15 protein-coding genes are annotated in these 16858 nt (G+C 69.9%); 9 read left to right on the plus strand and 6 right to left on the minus strand.

Going from position 1 to position 16858, the window contains the following annotated elements; genetic code table 11:
• Window positions 1-10: 10 nt before the first annotated feature.
• Window positions 11-2146, minus strand: coding sequence for a glycogen debranching protein GlgX (gene glgX, locus ACSFBE_RS11010; RefSeq protein WP_435490432.1), 2136 nt, complete (start codon window positions 2144-2146; stop codon window positions 11-13).
• 111 nt (window positions 2147-2257) lie between these two features.
• Complete coding sequence (locus ACSFBE_RS11015; RefSeq protein ID WP_435490433.1) at window positions 2258-2854, minus strand: TetR/AcrR family transcriptional regulator; 597 nt, start codon at window positions 2852-2854, stop codon at window positions 2258-2260.
• Between the two features lie 75 nt (window positions 2855-2929).
• On the opposite strand from ACSFBE_RS11015, the gene ACSFBE_RS11020 reads away from it, so the two are divergent.
• Genes ACSFBE_RS11020 through ACSFBE_RS11035 form a run of 4 tightly spaced genes read left to right on the plus strand, consistent with a single transcriptional unit; the run spans window position 2930 to window position 8301 of the window.
• Entirely contained in the window at window positions 2930-3991 is a 1062-nt protein-coding gene (locus ACSFBE_RS11020; RefSeq protein WP_435490434.1) for an alpha/beta fold hydrolase, read from the plus strand.
• Window positions 3988-4965, plus strand: coding sequence for a fatty acid desaturase (locus ACSFBE_RS11025; RefSeq protein ID WP_435490435.1), 978 nt, complete (start codon window positions 3988-3990; stop codon window positions 4963-4965). Before ACSFBE_RS11020 ends, ACSFBE_RS11025 begins: the two co-directional genes overlap by 4 nt.
• Before the next feature lies 1 nt (window position 4966).
• A complete protein-coding gene (locus ACSFBE_RS11030; protein WP_435490436.1) occupies window positions 4967-6208 on the plus strand; it encodes a Zn-dependent hydrolase in 1242 nt (413 codons plus the stop codon).
• Between the two features lie 5 nt (window positions 6209-6213).
• Window positions 6214-8301 (plus strand): molybdopterin-containing oxidoreductase family protein, encoded by a 2088-nt coding sequence (locus ACSFBE_RS11035; RefSeq protein WP_435490437.1) that lies wholly within the window; start codon window positions 6214-6216, stop codon window positions 8299-8301.
• Between the two features lies 1 nt (window position 8302).
• Here the strand turns inward: ACSFBE_RS11035 and ACSFBE_RS11040 are convergent, their stop codons facing one another.
• Complete coding sequence (locus ACSFBE_RS11040) at window positions 8303-8644, minus strand: hypothetical protein (RefSeq protein ID WP_435490438.1); 342 nt, start codon at window positions 8642-8644, stop codon at window positions 8303-8305.
• A gap of 26 nt (window positions 8645-8670) precedes the next feature.
• The gene (locus ACSFBE_RS11045; protein WP_435490439.1) at window positions 8671-9246 is read right to left on the minus strand and encodes a flavin reductase family protein; all 576 of its coding nucleotides are present in this window, start codon (window positions 9244-9246) and stop codon (window positions 8671-8673) included.
• Window positions 9247-9335: 89 nt separating this feature from the next.
• Here ACSFBE_RS11045 and ACSFBE_RS11050 point away from each other — a divergent pair, with 89 nt between their 5' ends.
• Both ACSFBE_RS11050 and ACSFBE_RS11055 read left to right on the plus strand, forming a co-directional pair.
• On the plus strand, window positions 9336-10838 hold the full coding sequence (locus ACSFBE_RS11050) for a CYTH and CHAD domain-containing protein (RefSeq protein ID WP_435490440.1): 1503 nt from the start codon (window positions 9336-9338) through the stop codon (window positions 10836-10838).
• Window positions 10839-11084: 246 nt separating this feature from the next.
• Entirely contained in the window at window positions 11085-12131 is a 1047-nt protein-coding gene (locus tag ACSFBE_RS11055; RefSeq protein ID WP_435490441.1) for a FecR family protein, read from the plus strand.
• Window positions 12132-12213: 82 nt separating this feature from the next.
• Here ACSFBE_RS11055 and ACSFBE_RS11060 read toward each other — a convergent pair whose 3' ends face one another.
• Entirely contained in the window at window positions 12214-12783 is a 570-nt protein-coding gene (locus ACSFBE_RS11060; protein WP_435490442.1) for a GAF domain-containing protein, read from the minus strand.
• Window positions 12784-13057: 274 nt separating this feature from the next.
• Between ACSFBE_RS11060 and ACSFBE_RS11065 the strand changes: the two genes are divergently transcribed.
• Both ACSFBE_RS11065 and ACSFBE_RS11070 read left to right on the plus strand, forming a co-directional pair.
• The gene (locus tag ACSFBE_RS11065) at window positions 13058-14215 is read left to right on the plus strand and encodes a YihY/virulence factor BrkB family protein (protein ID WP_435490443.1); all 1158 of its coding nucleotides are present in this window, start codon (window positions 13058-13060) and stop codon (window positions 14213-14215) included.
• 46 nt (window positions 14216-14261) lie between these two features.
• Complete coding sequence (locus tag ACSFBE_RS11070; protein WP_435490444.1) at window positions 14262-14870, plus strand: glutathione S-transferase; 609 nt, start codon at window positions 14262-14264, stop codon at window positions 14868-14870.
• 9 nt (window positions 14871-14879) lie between these two features.
• Here the strand turns inward: ACSFBE_RS11070 and ACSFBE_RS11075 are convergent, their stop codons facing one another.
• The gene (locus tag ACSFBE_RS11075) at window positions 14880-15824 is read right to left on the minus strand and encodes an alpha/beta fold hydrolase (RefSeq protein ID WP_435490445.1); all 945 of its coding nucleotides are present in this window, start codon (window positions 15822-15824) and stop codon (window positions 14880-14882) included.
• A 116-nt stretch (window positions 15825-15940) separates the two neighbouring features.
• Here ACSFBE_RS11075 and ACSFBE_RS11080 point away from each other — a divergent pair, with 116 nt between their 5' ends.
• Window positions 15941-16855 (plus strand): LysR family transcriptional regulator, encoded by a 915-nt coding sequence (locus tag ACSFBE_RS11080; RefSeq protein WP_435490446.1) that lies wholly within the window; start codon window positions 15941-15943, stop codon window positions 16853-16855.
• Window positions 16856-16858: the final 3 nt, after the last annotated feature.

Consider the following 16858-nt stretch of genomic DNA (forward strand, 5'->3'; position numbering starts at 1 on the left):
CGAAAGCGGCTCAGGGGGACGAGGTGAAGGCGAGCAGGGAGCGGCCGGTGACGGTGTAGCCGTGGCCTGGCGCGAAGTCGGCATCTTCCTGGCTCTCCAACGCCGTGTCGACCACGCGCTTCCACGGCTTGCCATCGGCACGCGGCGGCAGCACGAAGTCGATGGCGCCTTCCCACGCATTGAAGACGAGCAGCACGCTGTCGTCGGCCGCGGGCTGCGGCAGCGACGATGCGGGCGCGGTGCCTTCGAGCAGCAGGCCGAAGCAGCGCGTCTGCGGGTCGGTCCAGTGGGCCTCGTCCATCTCGGCGCCGTCGGGCGCGAGCCAGGTCGAGTCCTTCACCTTCGCGGCGTCGCTGAACTGGCCGGTGAGGAAGCGGTTGCGGCGCAGCACCGGCAGGGTCTGGCGCAGCTGCGTGAGATGCTGGGTGAACACCGTCAGGCTGCGGCCAGCCGGCGCGCTGGCGGCTTCCCAGTCGAACCACGAGATGTCGCTGTCCTGGCAGTAGGCATTGTTGTTGCCCTGCTGCGTGCGCGCGAACTCGTCGCCGGCCAGCAGCATGGGCGTGCCCTGCGACAGCATCAGCGTGGCGAGCATGTTGCGCTGCTGGCGGGCGCGCAGCGCGAGCACGGCCTCGTCGTCGGTCGGGCCCTCGACGCCGCAGTTCCAGCTGCGGTTGTCGCCGTGGCCGTCGCGGTTGCCTTCGTTGTTGGCGTCGTTGTGCTTCTCGTTGTAGCTGGTGGTGTCGGCCAGCGTGAAGCCGTCGTGCGCAGTGATGAAGTTGACGCTGGCCCAGGGCCGGCGGCCGCGCTTGTTGAAGCGGTCGCCGCTGGCCGTGAGGCACTGCGCCAGTGCCGATGCCATCGCCTCGTCGCCCTTCCAGAAGGCCCGCACGGTGTCGCGGAAGTCGTCGTTCCATTCGGCCCAGCCGGGCGGGAAGCCGCCGACCTGGTAGCCGCCGGGGCCGATGTCCCAGGGCTCGGCGATCAGCTTGACGCTGGAGAGCACCGGGTCTTGCCGGCAGCTGTCGAGGAAGCCGCCGCCTTCGTCGAAGCCGTGCGGCTCGCGCGCCAGGATGGTCGCCAGGTCGAAGCGGAAGCCGTCGACGTGCATCTCCGTCACCCAGTAGCGCAGGCTGTCGGTCACCATCTGCAGCACGCGCGGATGGCTCAGGTTCACCGTGTTGCCGGTGCCCGTGTCGTTGATGTAGTAGCGCGGCTGGTCGGGCAACAGGCGGTAGTAGCTGGCGTTGTCGATGCCCTTGAACGAGATCGTCGGGCCGAGTTCGTTGCCTTCGGGCGTGTGGTTGTAGACCACGTCCATGATCACTTCCAGCCCATGCGCGTGGAAGCGATCGACCATGTTCTTGAACTCGTCGATGTTCGGGCCGTCCATGTAGCGCTGGTCGAGCGCGAAGAAGCCGATGGTGTCGTAGCCCCAGTAGTTGGTCAGGCCCTTCTCGGTGAGGAAGGGCTGGTTGAGGAACATCTGCACCGGCAGCAGCTCGACGCTGGTCACGCCCAGCTCCTTGATCGGGCCGATGACGTCGTCGAGCGCCAGGCCGGCGAAGGTACCGCGGAACAGCTCCGGCACCTTGGGGTGCTTCATGGTGAAGCCGCGCACATGCGTCTCGTAGAAGATGGTCTGGTTCCAGGGCACGCGCACCGCGTCGGTCTGCGTCCACTGGAAGCGCGAATCGACCACCACGCACTTGGGCACGAAGGGCGCGCTGTCGCGCTCGTCGAAGCTCAGGTCGCCGTCGGGGTGGCCGACGGTGTAGCCGAACACCTCGGGCCCCCACTTCAACTCACCCATGTGCGCCTTGGCGTAGGGGTCGAGCAGCAGCTTGTGGTGGTTGAAGCGGTGGCCCTTCTCGGGCTCGTAGGGGCCGTGCACCCGCAGGCCGTAGCGGGTGCCGGGCTCCAGGCCGGGCACGAAGCCGTGCCAGACCTCGTCGGTGTACTCGGGCAGCGTGATGCAGGCCGTCTCGGTGGTGCCGGCGTCGTCGTACAGGCAGACCTGCACCTTCGTGGCATGGGCCGAGAACACGGCGAAATTGACGCCGCGGCCGGTGTAGGTGGCACCCAGCGGGTGGGGGGCGCCTTCTTCGAGCACATACGCGGGGGGCGAGCGGGTGGGGTCTGACATGGCGGTCCGGGGGAAAGACCGCAACTGTCGTCTGCCGTCGCCCCGGCCGCCACGGGAACTCGCCGGGAGTTGACGTAGGCCGGCGCCCTTGGACACCGGTGCACCGGCCGGTCAGGCCGCGAAAGCCGTGTCGACCAGCGACTGCACGAAGGCCTTGTCGAGCCCCTTCAGGCCGAACTGGAAGCGGTAGAAGATCGTCCCGTAGATCTGGTCGTACAGCGCCTCGGCGGGGCGCTGCGACGCGATGCTGCCGTCGCGCTGGCCGCGGCGGATCACGCGCACGCCCAGGGTGCGGCGCACGCTGAGGTAGCGCGCCACGAAGACTTCCGAATTCCCCGTCTCGGCCATGCACTCGGCCAGCACCGCCAACTGCATCCGGCCCAGGTCGCCGCGCAGCGCGACCAAATACTGCTGCACGTGGGCGCGGATCGCTTCGGGCGGCGGCAGCGTTTCCGACAGCGGCAGCATCACCGTCGCCTGGCGCATGTAGGCGTCGATCAGCAGCTGCAGCCGGCCTTCCCACCACTTGTAGATGGTCATCTTCGACACGCCGGATTCGGCGGCAATTGCCTGGATGGTGGCGCCGCGCAGGCCTTCGGTGGCGCTCAGGCGGTAGGCGGCGTCGAGCACGGCCGTGGCGGCGATCTCCGAGCGAGGGCGGCCGCGGCGCCTGGGCGTGTCGTCATCGGGTGGCGGGGTGGCATGCATGTTGCATCGGCTTTGCTGTACGCGGAGTATAGTTATTCCGCGACACGATCGAAGCACCAAAAGAGGACGATGACGATGACCCCCACGCCCGTTGCCGATGCGCGCGCCGACTTCGGCACGTTCCAGGCCGGCGTCTTTCAGGCCGGAGATGTCGTGCTCCAGTCCGGCCGCACCTTCCGCAACATGTCCCTGGTCTACAAGACCTTCGGCACGCTGAACGCCGCGCGCTCCAACGTCATCCTCTACCCGACCTCGTACAGCGCGCAGCACACCGACATCGAACACATGGTGGCCGAGGGCGGTGCGCTCGACCCGTCGAAGTATTTCATCGTCATCGCCAACCTGTTCGGCAACGGGCTGTCGAGTTCGCCGTCGAACACGCCCTGGCCCGATGTCGGCACCCGCTACCCCGACGTCACCTACTACGACGCGGTGCATGTGCAGCGCCGCATGCTGGCCGAGCTGTGGGGCATCGAGCGCGTGGCGCTGGTCTACGGCTGGTCGATGGGCGCCATGCAGGCCTACCACTGGGCGGCGCTGTTCCCCGACGCGGTCGACCGCATCGCCGTGGTGTGCGGCGCCGCGCGCTGCGCGCCGCACAACCGCGTGTTCGTCGAAGGCGCGGCGCATGCGCTGATGGCCGACCCGGCGTATCGCGACGGCGCGTTCACCGAGCGGCCGGTGCGCGGCCTGCGCGCCATGGGCCGCGTCTATGCCGGCTGGGCGCTGTCTCAGACCTTCTACCGCGAGGAGATGTGGCGCCGGCTCGGCGCCTCGTCGCTGGAGGACTATCTCGTCAGCCACTGGGAAACCACCTTCGCCCGCCGCGACCCGGCCGACCTGCTGGCGCAGTTCCGCACCTGGCAGATGGGCGACATCAGCGCCAACGACCTGTACGGCGGCGACCTGACGAAGGCGCTGGGCGCCATCCGTGCCCGCGTGCTGCTGATGCCTGGCGACCACGACCTGTACTTCCAGGTCGACGACAACCGGCTCGAACTGCCGCACCTGCGGCATGGCGACCTGCAGCCCATCCCCTCCGTGTGGGGCCACCGCGCGGGCAACCCGAGTTCCGTCCACCAGCCCGAAGACCGGGCCTTCATCGAGACGCGCGTGAAAGCGCTGCTGGCCGAATGACCCAAGTCACCGATACCGCCGATACCGTGGCACCGCGTACCGTGCGCAAGCCCGCCGCCTTCCGCGTCAGCGCGCAGGACCTGAAGGCGCTGGCCGTGCGTTCCGACGCGGCCGGCGCGCGCCGTGCCATCGGCCACCTGGGCGCGATCGCGCTCGGTGGCGTCGCGCTGTGGCACGCGCTCGGCACCGTGTGGGCGGTGCCGCTCACGCTGCTGCAGGGCTACTTCATCGCCTTCCTCTTCAACGTGGTGCACGAGACCGCGCACCAGACGGCCTTTCGCACCCGCGCCTTCAACCATGCGCTGGGCCACTTCGCCGGCTTTGCGGTCTGCCTGCCCTACGAGTACTACCGTGCCTACCACTGGGTGCACCACCGCCACACGCAGGACCCGGAAAAAGACCCGGAGCTCGCCAGCCCGCTGCCGCGCACCCGCGCCGCCATCGCCTGGTACTGGACCGGCATGCCGATCTGGATCGGCCGCGCCAGGCTGCTGTGGCGCCACGGCGTGCTCGGCCGCGTGACCGTGCCCTGGGTGCCGGAAGACAAGCGCGGCCTGATCGTGCGCGAGGCGCGCGCCTACCTGGCCGGCTATGGCCTGATCGCCGCCGTGTCGGTCGCCACCGGTTCGCTCGCCGCGCTGTGGCTGTGGGTCGTGCCGCTGATGGCCGGCCAGATCTTCCTGCGCCCCTACCTGCTGGCCGAGCACACCGGCTGCGCCCACAGCAACGACATGCTGGCCAACACGCGCACCACCTACACCAACCGCTTCGTCCATTTCTTCGCGTGGAACATGCCCTTCCACGTGGAGCACCACGCCTACCCGGCCGTGCCCTTCCACGCGCTGCCGAAGCTCAATGCGATGCTGGCGCCGCACATCGTCAACACGTCGCCCGGCTACCCCGCGGCAACGGCGGCGGTGCTGCGCCATCTGCTGCCCACCGACACCCCCTTGCCTCACACGGAGAAGAACTGACATGACTGCCATCTCGATCAACGGCGACCGCCTCTGGGCCAGCCTGATGTCCCTCGCTGAAATCGGCGGCACGCCCGCCGGCGGCGTGGCTCGCCTGGCGCTGACCGACCTCGACCGCCAGGGCCGCGAGCGCGTCATCGGCTGGGCCCAGGAAGCCGGCTGCACGATTCGCGTCGACCAGATCGGCAACATCTTCGCGCGCCGCCCCGGCCGCGAGAACGACGCGCTCGCCGTGGCCTCGGGCAGCCACATCGACACGCAACCGACGGGCGGCAAGTTCGACGGCAACTACGGCGTGCTGGCAGTGCTGGAAGTGTTCCGCACGCTGAACGACCACGACATCCAGACGCGCCTGCCGCTCGAGATGGCGATCTGGACCAACGAGGAAGGCTCGCGCTTCGTGCCGGTGATGATGGGCTCGGGCGTGTACGCCGGCGCCTTCACGCTCGAGACCGCACTGGCGGCGGTCGACCGCGAAGGCATCAGCGTCGAGAGCGCATTGAAGGCCATCGGCTACGCCGGCGATACACCCGCCGCCGTTTCGGCCGGCGCGCCGCTGTTCGCGGCCTATTTCGAGGCCCACATCGAGCAGGGCCCGGTGCTGGAAGACGCCGACGTCGTGATCGGCGCCGTGACCGGCGCGCTCGGCCAGCGCTGGTACGACATCACCGTGACGGGCCAGGAAGCGCACGCCGGCCCGACGCCGATGGCGCTGCGCCGCGACGCGCTGCAGGCCGCCACGAAGCTCATGCAGGAGACGGTCGCCGTCGCGCTGCGCCACGCACCGCACGGCCGCGGCACGGTGGGCACGGTCGACGTGTTCCCCAGCTCGCGCAACGTGATCCCCGGCCGCGTGAAGTTCACCGCCGACCTGCGCAACATCGACGACGAAACGCTGTCGAAGATGGATGCCGAGATCCGCGCGGCCTGCGCGGAAGTGGCTGCGGCCACGAAGACGAAGGTCGACATCGAACAGGTCGTGTACTTCCCGCCGACCGCCTTCGCACCCGAACTGGTCGATGGCGTACGCCAAGGCGCGAAGGCCCGTGGCTACAGTTGCATGGACGTGGTGAGCGGCGCCGGCCACGACGCGGTGTACGTCGCGAGCCAGCTGCCGGTCGGGATGATCTTCGTGCCCTGCAAGGACGGCATCTCGCACAACGAGGTGGAAGACGCCAAGCCCGAGCACCTGACGGCCGGCTGCAACGTGCTGCTCGACGCGATGCTTCTCGCCGCGGCCTGACGCCCATGCCCGCGACCGGGAGCGCCGCCGAGCGCATCGTGCACGGCACCTGCCCGCACGACTGCCCTGACACCTGCGCGATGCTGATCACGGTGAAGGACGGCGTGGCGACCCAGGTGCGCGGCGACCCGGCACACCCGACCACGCAGGGCGTGCTGTGCACCAAGGTGTCGCGCTATCTCGAGCGCACCTACAGCCCCGACCGCGTGCTGTACCCGATGCGCCGCGTTGGCCCCAAGGGCCCAGGCCAGGGCACGTGGGAGCGCATCGGATGGGACGAGGCGCTCGACATCGTCGCCGGGCGGCTGAGAGCCATCGCCGAGGTCGATCCGCAGGGCATCTTTCCCTATGCCTACTCCGGCACGCTCGGGTTGGTGCACAACTACGGCATGCCGCGCCGCTTCTTCCACAAGCTGGGCGCCTCGCAGCCCGAGCGGGTGCTGTGCGCCACGGCCGGGCGCACCGGCTACAACACGGTGATCGGCGCGCAGATCGGCACCGACATCACGCACTTCGCGCAAGCGCGGCTGATCCTGCTGTGGGGCACCAACCCCATCACCTCCAACCTGCACCTGTGGACGCGCATCGCCGAAGCCAAGCGCCAGGGCGCGCAGGTGATCGCGATCGACCCGTTCCGTTCGCAGTCGGCCGAGAAGGCCGACTGGCACCTCGCGCCGCGCCCCGGCACCGACGGCGCGCTGGCCTTCGGCCTGATGCATGTGCTGATCGAAGAAGACCGGCTCGACCACGACTACATCGCCCGGCACACGCGGGGCTTCGACGCGCTGGCCGCACGCGCCAAGACCTTCACGCCCGCGCACGTGGCCGAGATCACCGGCCTGGCCGCCGACGACGTGGTGAAGCTCGCGCGCCTCTACGGCGGCGAGCGCGCCAGCGCCATCCGCATGAACTTCGGCATGCAGCGCCATGCCGGCGGTGGCAACGCGGTGCGCGCCATCGCCTGCCTGCCGGCGCTCACCGGCGCCTGGCGCGAGGCCGCGGGCGGCGTGCTGCTCGACAACATCGGCGCGCACGCCATCGACCTGCCGGCACTCGACGGTCGCGCGCTGCTGCCCGACCCGGCCCGGCCGCCGCGCACCATCAACATGGCGCAGATCGGCCGCGCGCTGAACACGTTGACCGACCCGCCGATCCAGGCGCTGTTCGTCTACGCGTCGAACCCGGTGGCGGTGGCGCCGAACAACGGCCTGCTGCGCCAGGGCCTGCTGCGGCCCGACCTGTTCACTGTCGTGCACGAGATCTTCCTGACCGACACCTGCGACTACGCCGACATCGTGCTGCCGGCCACCACGCAGCTGGAGCAGTTCGACGTGCACCGGCCCTACGGCACGCTCTACACCATGCTCAACCAGCAGGCCATCGAACCGCTGGGCGAAGCCTGCTCCAACGCCGAGCTCTTTCGCCGCCTGGCCGCGCGCATGGGCTTCGACGACCCGGCGCTGCGCGACAGCGACGAAGCCATCGCACGCGTCGCGCACGACCTGCAGGCCCCCGTCAACGCCACGCTCGACTTCGACCGGCTGCAGCGCGAAGGCTGGCGTCGGCTCGACCTGCCGGAGCGTCACGCGCCCTTTGCCGACGGCAACTTCCCCACACCCTCCGGAAAATGCGAGTTCGAAAGCGCCAGTGCTGCGGCGCAGGGCTGGAGCGCCGTGCCGGAGTTCATTCCCCCGCGCGAATCGGCACTGGCCGACCCCGAGCTCGCGGCGCGCTATCCGCTGATGCTGCTCACGCCGCCGGCGCGGCACTACCTGAATTCCAGCTTCTCGGCGATCCCGTCGCTGGCGGCCGAGGTCGGCCAACCCTGGGTCGACCTGCACACCGATGACGCGCTCGCGCGTGGCATCGCCGACGGCGTGCAGGTGCGCGTGTTCAATGCGCGCGGCGCGTTCGAGGCCGTGGCGCGCGTGGGCACCAAGGCGCGCCCCGGCGTGCTGGTGGCGCCGTCGATCTGGTGGCTGAAGAAATCGGCCGACGGCGAGAACGCCAATGCCGTCACCTCCGATGCCCTGACCGACATCGGCCGCGGCGCGACGTACTACGACACGGCCGTCGAGGTAATCCGCTGCTGATTCAGCCGGCGACGGGGGCGCTGTCGTCGCCTTCGTCCAGCTGCGGCGTCTGCCAGCCCAGCAGCTCGGCCAGCCGCAGTACCACCCAGCGCGCCTCGTCCGGCGAGACGCCCGAGCCCGCCGAGCGCAGTCCGGCATGGATGCGCTGCAGCACCTCGTCTTCCGACGGCACCTCGACATGCGCCAGGATGCGCGCCTGCTCGACCAGCGCGGTCGCCAGGTCCTCGCACACCTCGTAGCGCTCGCGCACCGCCCCGATCGGTTCGCGCAGCCGCTGGCGCGCCGGGTCGGTGAAGACGGCGAAGAAGGAGGGCGGGATATCGATCTGGTACTCGTCGGACATGGCGCCATCATGCCCGGCCCTTCGGCTCAGGGGCGCTTGGCCGTCAGCATGCCGCCTGCGCGCACGAAATTCCCGGCACCGAGGTGATGGATGGTCTGCAGCGCGGCGTTGTCCTCGCGGAAGGCCCAATGGCCGTCCGAGAAGATGCGCGCATCGGCCGCGGCGGCCACCACCTCCGCGAAGCAGGTGTCGTAGGCGTCTTCGGTGTGGCGTTCGGGGATCAGGCGGCATTCGAGCCAGCCCGCGCAGCCGGTCTCGATCACCGGCACGCCCAGCACCGGGCCGCGCGTGGCCTCGATGCCGTGCAGTGCGAACTTGTCGACCGTGCGGCCGCTCGCGTTGCCGATGGCATAAGTCAGGTCGACCAGTCCTGCGCCCGGCAGGCACAGGCCGAAGCGGCCGCTGGCCGAAACGAGTTCGCGGGTGAAGGTGCTCTTGTCGATCACGACGGCGATGCGCGGCGGCGTGAACTCGACCGGCATCGACCAGGCTGCCGCCATCACGTTGCGGCGGTCGCCGTGCGCGCTGGTCACCAGCACTGTCGGGCCGTGGTTGATCAGGCGGCTGGCGTGTTCGAGGGCGACGGGGCGGAAATGGGTCATGTGAAATCTTTCGGAACAAGGGCCGGGCCGCGGCCCGCATCGGACGTGCGACGATGCCATGAGTCCACCGTTCTTGCAGAGAGATACCCATGGAAATCGAATTCAAGTTCCACGTTCCCGCCGAGCGACTGAAGACGCTCGAAGCCGCCGTGCGCCGCGCGCCGGTGCAGCGCACCCGCCTGCGGGCACGCTATTTCGACACCGCCGATGGCACGCTGGCCGCGCAGGGCGCCGTGCTGCGGCTGCGCCAGGAAGGCCGGCGCTGGGTGCAGACGGCCAAGGCGCTGGGCGACGGCCCGCTGCACCGGCTGGAGCACAACGTCGACCTCGGCCTGGCGCGCGCCGGCGCGGCGCCGATGCCCGACGTGCAGCGCCACGCCGGCACGCCGGTGGGCGACACGCTGACGCGGCTGCTGGCCGACGCGGGCCAGCCGCTCGTCGAGACCTACGGCACCGACATCTGGCGCCTCACGCGCGAGCTGCGCACCCCCGGCACGGTGGTCGAGCTGGCGCTGGACACCGGCACCATCACCGCCCACCCGGCCGACGGCAGCGCGCCGCGCATGGCGGCCGTCTGCGAGCTGGAACTGGAGCTGGTGCGCGGCAAGGTGGAGGGGCTGGTTGCGCTGGCCTATCGCTGGTCGCAGCAGCACCGGCTGTGGTTCGACACGGTGTCGAAGGCCGAGCGGGGCGAACGGCTGCTGGCCGGCATCGTGCGCGGGCCGGCGGTCAAGGCGGCGCCGCCGCGCTTTGCGGCGGGCGATGGCTTTCCGTCCGGGTCCGCCGTGCAGCGCGCGGTGGTCGCGGCCTGCCTGGCGCAGATCCTGCCGAATGCCAGCGAGGTGGCGGCGGGCAGCGAAGACGCGGAGCACATCCACCAGCTGCGCGTCGGCATCCGCCGCCTGCGCACCGCGCTGCGCGAGCTCGACGCGCTCGGCACGGGCTTCGATCCGGCCTGGGAGGCGCCGTTGGTGGCGGCCTTTCGCGCACTCGGGGCACACCGCGACGCGGACATCGCGACGGAGATCGTCGCCTCCGGGCTGCGTGGGGCCGACGCGCCGGACATCACACTCCCGCCCGACGCAACCGAGGCGCCGTCGCCCGGCACGGTGGTGCGCAGCCCCGGCTTCCAGTCTGCGCTGGTCGGTCTCATCGGCTTCGTGGCACAAGCGGCACCCGACCCCGGCGCCGCACCGGCCGATGCCCGCCGGCACCTGCGCAGCCGGCTGCGTGCGCTGCACGGCCGCACGCTGGACGATGCCGAACGCTTCGACACGCTGGACGTCGAGGCGCGCCACGGCGTGCGCAAGCGGCTCAAGCGCCTGCGCTACCTGGCCGAGTTCGTGGCGCCCTTGTTCGACGCCAAGCGGGCCCAGCGCTATCTGAAGCGGCTGGCCCCCGCGCAGGATGCCCTGGGCCGCGCCAACGACGAAGAGGTGGCGCTCGGCGTCTACCGCGCCGCGGCAGCGAGCGACCCGCGGGCCTGGTTCGCGGTCGGATGGCTCAGCGCAAGGCAGTCGGATGGCGTACAGACGAGCCGGCGCGCCCTGCGCAAGATGGCCGATGCACCCCGCTTCTGGAAAAAGAAATAGCCGGGTGTCCGAGCCCCGGCCCACCGTGGCAAATGCGCATCGATAGAGAGGAAACGCGGAGTGCGAAACAGCATCGGCGGCCTACGATCGGTCGCAGCTGTCGGGGTGCCGGGTACCGAGCAGGCGCTTCGCAGCGGGCCGCAGGCGTCTCCGCATTCCGTCAACAGCCGCATGATTTCCACACCGCGTTTCTGGAAAACAAAGATATCGCCGCCAACGAGCACTGTCGGGTCGGAGCGTGCGGACATGGCCATCGATACGGTGACGGTGCAGGCCGAGGCGCTGCGCTGGGTCACGCTGCTGAACAGCAGCGCCACGCCGCAATGGCAGGCCGGCTGCCAGCGGTGGTGCGAGCGCCATCCGGCGCACGCCGCCGCCTTCGAGGAAGCGCAGGCCTGGTGGATCGATGTCGGCGAGGCCGCGGCCATGCGCGGGCGGGCGCCGGAATGGCCCCCGATGCCGTTGGCGCCGCCGCAGTCCTACACCTATGACTACCAGCCGCCCATGGCGGCGTGTGTCGGCGCGCCGGGGCTGGAGGAAATCAATGCGGTGGTCCATGCGGGCAGCGGGCGCCCGGCGGTCGCCGCCGTGATGGTGCTGGCCCTGACGGCGGCCCTGTGGTGGTCGCTCGATCGCTTCGACGAAGTCACCGGCTTCGGCGAGAGCCGAACGGTGCGCCTGGCCGACGGCAGCAAGCTGCAGCTGGACACCGACACCGCGGTCGACATCAATCTGCGCGGGAGCGAGCGACGGCTGGATCTGGCGCACGGCGAGGTCTTCGTCGAGCCGGCGGGGACGGGCCGCCCGCTGCGGATCGATGCCGGCATCGGCCAGGTCCGGCTGCAAGACGGCACGGTGTCGGTGCGGCGCGACCGCGACGGGACCGTTGCCGTGGCGGTCGAGCGCGGCGAGGCCGAGGTGACCGGTGGCGCGCTGACCGAGCCGACCGTGCTCCGGGCCGGCGAGCGCATCCGCTTCGACGCGCGCTCGAGCTCGGGCGTGCAGCCCGGCGCCGCCGCGCGCGCACTGGCCTGGCGCAAGGGCGAGCTGCAGTTCGAAGACCAGGCGCTGGCCCAGGTCATGGACGAGGTGCGGCGCTACGACCGCCGCTTCTGGTACCTGCCCGACGGTGCGGCGGCCCAAACACGGCTGAGCACGGTGGTGTCCTTCGAGCAGATCGACGGCTGGCTCGATGCGCTGCCGCAGGCCGCGCCGGTCGAAATCGTGCGCATCGGCCCGCTCGTGTGGGCGCGCGATCGCAGCGTGCGGATGTCGGCCAAGCCGACGCACTGACCCATGCGCTGCGTGATGGCGTAGGCACCGGCTGCGGGTCTGGCAGCACGGCGTGCCCGCCGGTGGCGTCGTTGCCGGGGATTCAGACCTGGCCGGCGTCGCCGTGGCCGAGGTCGCCGCCATCGGCCCGCGCCAGCAGCCGCGCAGCGGTGCTGGCCGCGATCTCCAGGCGCTTCACGTCGCGCGCCTCGAGCTTGTTGCTGCCGCCGAGGTTGAATCCGCAGAGCATGCCGTAGAGGCGCCCGTCAGGCAGCCGCACCGGCACGCCGATGTGCGTGCCGACGACCTTGAAGTGCGCGGGCAGGTCTTGCGCATGCACCACGGCACGCACGTCGGGAATGAGCGGCGGCAGACGGCAGTCCAGGATGCGTTGGCAGATCGTGTTCTGGAGCCGGTCGAAGCCGCCGACCTCGATCTGCGGGTCGTCCAGCAAGGTCTCGATGTAGCGGAAGACGCGGCGCCCCTTGACGATCTCGCCGATGAACACGACGTCCAGTTGGAGCAGTTCGCGCACCACCTGAAGCAGTTCGCCGATGGCGCGCGGGACCGACACCTCCGCGGCCGAGAAGGAGGCTTCGGCAGTGACCACGCAGAGTTCGTCCGGCCCCCCGGACAGGTAGGGCTCGGGCCAGAGCAGGGTGGGGGTGTTCATGGGTTGTCTCGCTTCATTCTTCATTTCGATCGTAAGGGCCATGACATCGTCATGTCTGTGTACTAGGCCGCAGAAGACCGGCCCTGCGACAAGCGGGTTCGGTCTTCGTGACTTCCTTCGTCAGCCATTAGTTCGCCGCTGCCCACGGGTGTCGATGCGCCAGTCGACGCGTGACCTGCGGTGCCGGCCTACTTCAGCTTTCGCGCTTGGCGCATCGGCAAGGTCGGTGCGGCGGTCAGAGTCGGTCTTCCTCCGTCGTCCAGGGTCGCCCCCCATGAAACCCGCCAAGCTCTTTTCCCTCTGCAAGAAGGCCGTCATCGCCTGGATCGACGACTTCGCGCCCAGCATGGGCGCCTCGATCTCCTACTACACCGTGTTCTCGCTGGCGCCGCTGCTGGTGATCGTCATCGCCATCGCCGGTGCAATCTTCGGCCGCGACGCGGTGCAGGGCGAGATCGTGGCGCAGCTGCAGGGCCTGATCGGTCGCGAGGGCGCCGAGGCGGTGCAGGGCATGATCAAGAGTGCGGACGCGCCCGGCAAGGGGCTGATCGCCGGCGGCATCAGCATCGTGGTGCTGCTGATCGGCGCCACCACCGTGTTCGCCGAGCTGCAGAGCGCGCTCGACCGCATCTGGCATGTGCCCGAAGCGGACAAGCCCAGCGGCGTGTGGGCGGTGCTGCGCGCCCGCGTGCTGTCTTTCGGCCTGATCCTCGGGCTGGTGTTCCTGCTGATGGTGTCGCTGCTGGTGAGCGCCGGCGTGGCCGCGTTCGGCAGTTGGGCCGGCGGGCTCATGCCGGGCTCGGAAATCCTTCTGATGGTGCTGAACACGGCGGTGTCGCTGGGCATCATGGCGCTGCTCTTCGCGATGATCTTCAAGCTGATGCCGACGGCCGACATCGCCTGGCGCGACGTCTGGATCGGCGCTGCCGTCACGGCCGTGCTGTTCGAAGTGGGCAAGACGCTCATCGGCCTGTACATCGGCAAAAGTGGCGTGGCCGAGACCTTCGCGGCGGCCGGTTCGCTGGTGGTGCTGCTGGCCTGGGTCTACTACGCCGCGCAGATCTTCCTGCTGGGCGCCGAGTTCACCAAGGTCTATGCGGAGGAACACGGCTCGGTGGCCGGCAGGAAGGCGGTGGCGAGCACGAAGGCGACCGCGGCCGCGGCCGCAGCCGGCACCGATGCCGCGCCCGCCCAGGTGGCCGCCGGCGCGGTGCCGCACGCCGGTGCTGCGCTGCGACCCGCGGCCGCGAAGCTGGCCCGGACGCACTCGGTGCAGCAGGACATCGAACACCGCATGCACAGCGCCTCGGCGCGGCTGGTGCGCCAGACGCTGCTGCTGGTCGCGGCGACGCTGGCCACCGCGGCGGCCAAGCGATGGGAGAAGCGGCACCGCCAGGAGGCCCGGCAGGCGCGCAAGAACGCGCGGGCCTGAGGCCCGATTCGGCGCTATCGTGGCCCGACCTCATCCTGGAGAACCCATGCAACTCGTCGGAATGCTCGACTCCCCCTACGTGCGGCGCGCCGCGATCTCGCTGCGGCTGCTGGCTCTGCCCTTCGAGCACCGGCCGGTCTCGGTTTTCAGCACCTTCGACCAGTTCCGCGCGATCAACCCGGTGGTGAAGGCCCCGACGCTGGTCTGCGACGACGGCACGGTGCTGATGGATTCCACGCTGATCATCGACCACGCCGAGACGATGGCCGGGCGGCGCCTGACGCCCGGCGGTGCCGCCGAGCGCCTGCGCGACCTGCGCATCACGGGCCTGGCGCTGGCTGCGTGCGAGAAGACGGTGCAGATCGTCTACGAACGGAATCTGCGGCCGGCCGAGAAGCAGCATCAGCCCTGGCTCGACCGGGTGCAAGGCCAGCTCGACGCGGCCTATGCGGCGCTGGAGCACGAGGTGGCCCGTGCGCCGCTGTCGGCCGATCCGCAGGCCATGACGCAGGCCGGCGTCTCGGCCGCCGTGGCCTGGGCCTTCACGCAGATGATCCTGCCCGATGCGATCGACCCGACCGCCTGCCCGACGCTGGCCGATTTCTCGGCCCGGTCGGAACGCACGCCGGCGTTTCTGGCGGCGCCGCAGATCTGAAGCGCACGCTCAGCTGAGGAACTTGACCAGCGCCGGGATCACCTGCTCGGGCGCTTCTTCCATCAGCCAGTGGCCCGAGCCCTTGACGATCACGCCTTCGACGTGGGTCGCCACCAGCTTGCCTTGGTCGATCAAAAAGGTGCCACCGGCCTTCTCGCCGGAGAGCACCAGCATCGGCATGGGCAGCGGTGTCTTGCCCAGTTCGGCGAACTCCGCCGCGTCGCGCTCGAAGGCCTTGAAGTACTCGAAGCCGGCCCGCATGCCGCCCGGTTGCGCATAGGCCTTGGCGTAGAAGCGGCGGTCGGCTTCGGGCACCGAGTGTTTCGGGTCGGCGGCGAAGTCGTTCCAGAAGTGTTCGAAGTAGGTGCGTTCGCGACCCTTCACCAGCGCCAGCGGCGTGGTGCCGTGGAAGTGGAAGTGCCACAGGTCGCGCAGCAGCCAGACGTTCTGCCATTGGCCGATGCCGGGCAGGAAGGCGTCCATCAGCACCACGCGCTCGGTCTCGGCCGGGAACTGCGCGGCGTACGCGTAGGCGACCATCAGGCCGATGTCGTGGCCGACGATGCTGGCCTTGGCGATGCCGAGCGAGGTCACCAGTTCATGGATGTCGACGGCCATGTTCTTCTTCTCGTAGCCGGTCTCGGGCTTGGCCGAGTCGCCGGCGCCACGCAGGTCGGGAACGATCACGGTGTGGGTCTTCGCCAGGAGCGGCATCAGCGGGTTCCACATGTGGCCGGTTTCGGCATAGCCGTGCAGCAGCACGACGGCCGGGCCGCTGCCGCCGATGCGGTAGTGGATGCGGGTGCCGTTGACGTCGGCGCTGCGCGAGCGGAAGCCCGCGACAGCGTCTGTCGCTGCGGCGGCGGGCAAGGCGGCGGCGCCCAGCGCCAGGGTGGCGCCGGCGATGAGGCTGCGGCGGGTGCCGTTGACGGCGGGGGTGGAATCGGAGGTCATGGGGCGGTCCTTTCGGGGGTGTTGAAGCGATGGTTGACTTTAGGATTCAGCTCCGCTTTCAAGAAGCCCGCAAAACTGCTCTACTCATTCAGCTTTACTGAACGATGGAGGGAAAGATGGACCGTTTGCGCGCCTTCGAGGTGTTCGTCACGGTGGTGGCGCGGGGCAGCTTCACGAAGGCGGCCGACGCGCTGGACACCTCGCCGGCCAACGTCACCCGCTATGTGAATGAACTCGAAACGCACCTGGGCACGCGCTTGCTCAACCGCAGTTCGCGTCGGCTGTCGCTGACCGAAGGCGGCGAAGCGCTTTACGAACGCGCGCGATCGATCCTCGAAGACGTGGCCGAGACCGAGGCGCTCGCCGGCACGGCGTCGCTGCAGCCGCGCGGCCGCCTGCGCGTCAACGCGCCCCTGAGCTTCGGCGTGTTGGTGCTGGCGCCACTGTGGCCACGCTTCATGGCCCGTTACCCCGAGGTCGAGCTCGACATCGTGCTGATCGATCGGGTGGTCGACATCGTGGACGAAGGCTACGACCTCGCCATCCGCATTTCGCGCAGCGGCTCCACCAGCCACATCGCGCGCCGGCTCAGCCGCTCGCGCAACATCGTCTGCGCATCGCCGGCCTACCTGGCGACCCACGGCATGCCGATGGTGCCGGCCGACCTGGCGCAGCATGTGTGCCTGGGCTACACCTACGGCGCCACCGCCGACGAATGGCAGTTGGTCGACGCAGCGGGCGCTCCGCATTCGGTGAAGGTGCGATGGGCCATGCGCGCTAACAACGGCGACACCGCACGGGCGGCGGCCCTGGCCGGCGCCGGCGTGATCTGGCAGCCCAGCTTCCTGATCGGCGAGGACCTGCGCGCCGGTCGTCTGGTCGAGGTGATGCCGGGCTTCCGCATGCCCGACATCGACATCCAGGCGATCTACGCCAGCCGGCGCCATCTCAGCGCCAAGGTGCGGGTGATGGTGGACTTCCTTGCCGAAGCCTTCGCTGGCGCACCCGCGTGGGATACCACGCCGACCTGAGGA

This window comes from Variovorax sucrosi (genome assembly GCF_051216635.1).
Lineage (GTDB): Bacteria > Pseudomonadota > Gammaproteobacteria > Burkholderiales > Burkholderiaceae_C > Variovorax.

Excerpts from the sequence above, each read along its gene's own strand:
- glgX (WP_435490432.1), bottom strand. The coding sequence starts at position 2,146 with ATGTCAGACCCCACCCGCTCGCCCCCCGCGTATGTGCTCGAAGAAGGC.
- ACSFBE_RS11015 (WP_435490433.1), bottom strand. The coding sequence starts at position 2,854 with ATGCATGCCACCCCGCCACCCGATGACGACACGCCCAGGCGCCGCGGC.
- ACSFBE_RS11020 (WP_435490434.1), top strand. The coding sequence starts at position 2,930 with ATGACCCCCACGCCCGTTGCCGATGCGCGCGCCGACTTCGGCACGTTC.
- ACSFBE_RS11025 (WP_435490435.1), top strand. The coding sequence starts at position 3,988 with ATGACCCAAGTCACCGATACCGCCGATACCGTGGCACCGCGTACCGTG.
- ACSFBE_RS11030 (WP_435490436.1), top strand. The coding sequence starts at position 4,967 with ATGACTGCCATCTCGATCAACGGCGACCGCCTCTGGGCCAGCCTGATG.
- ACSFBE_RS11035 (WP_435490437.1), top strand. The coding sequence starts at position 6,214 with ATGCCCGCGACCGGGAGCGCCGCCGAGCGCATCGTGCACGGCACCTGC.
- ACSFBE_RS11040 (WP_435490438.1), bottom strand. The coding sequence starts at position 8,644 with ATGTCCGACGAGTACCAGATCGATATCCCGCCCTCCTTCTTCGCCGTC.
- ACSFBE_RS11045 (WP_435490439.1), bottom strand. The coding sequence starts at position 9,246 with ATGACCCATTTCCGCCCCGTCGCCCTCGAACACGCCAGCCGCCTGATC.
- ACSFBE_RS11050 (WP_435490440.1), top strand. The coding sequence starts at position 9,336 with ATGGAAATCGAATTCAAGTTCCACGTTCCCGCCGAGCGACTGAAGACG.
- ACSFBE_RS11055 (WP_435490441.1), top strand. The coding sequence starts at position 11,085 with ATGGCCATCGATACGGTGACGGTGCAGGCCGAGGCGCTGCGCTGGGTC.
- ACSFBE_RS11060 (WP_435490442.1), bottom strand. The coding sequence starts at position 12,783 with ATGAACACCCCCACCCTGCTCTGGCCCGAGCCCTACCTGTCCGGGGGG.
- ACSFBE_RS11065 (WP_435490443.1), top strand. The coding sequence starts at position 13,058 with ATGAAACCCGCCAAGCTCTTTTCCCTCTGCAAGAAGGCCGTCATCGCC.
- ACSFBE_RS11070 (WP_435490444.1), top strand. The coding sequence starts at position 14,262 with ATGCAACTCGTCGGAATGCTCGACTCCCCCTACGTGCGGCGCGCCGCG.
- ACSFBE_RS11075 (WP_435490445.1), bottom strand. The coding sequence starts at position 15,824 with ATGACCTCCGATTCCACCCCCGCCGTCAACGGCACCCGCCGCAGCCTC.
- ACSFBE_RS11080 (WP_435490446.1), top strand. The coding sequence starts at position 15,941 with ATGGACCGTTTGCGCGCCTTCGAGGTGTTCGTCACGGTGGTGGCGCGG.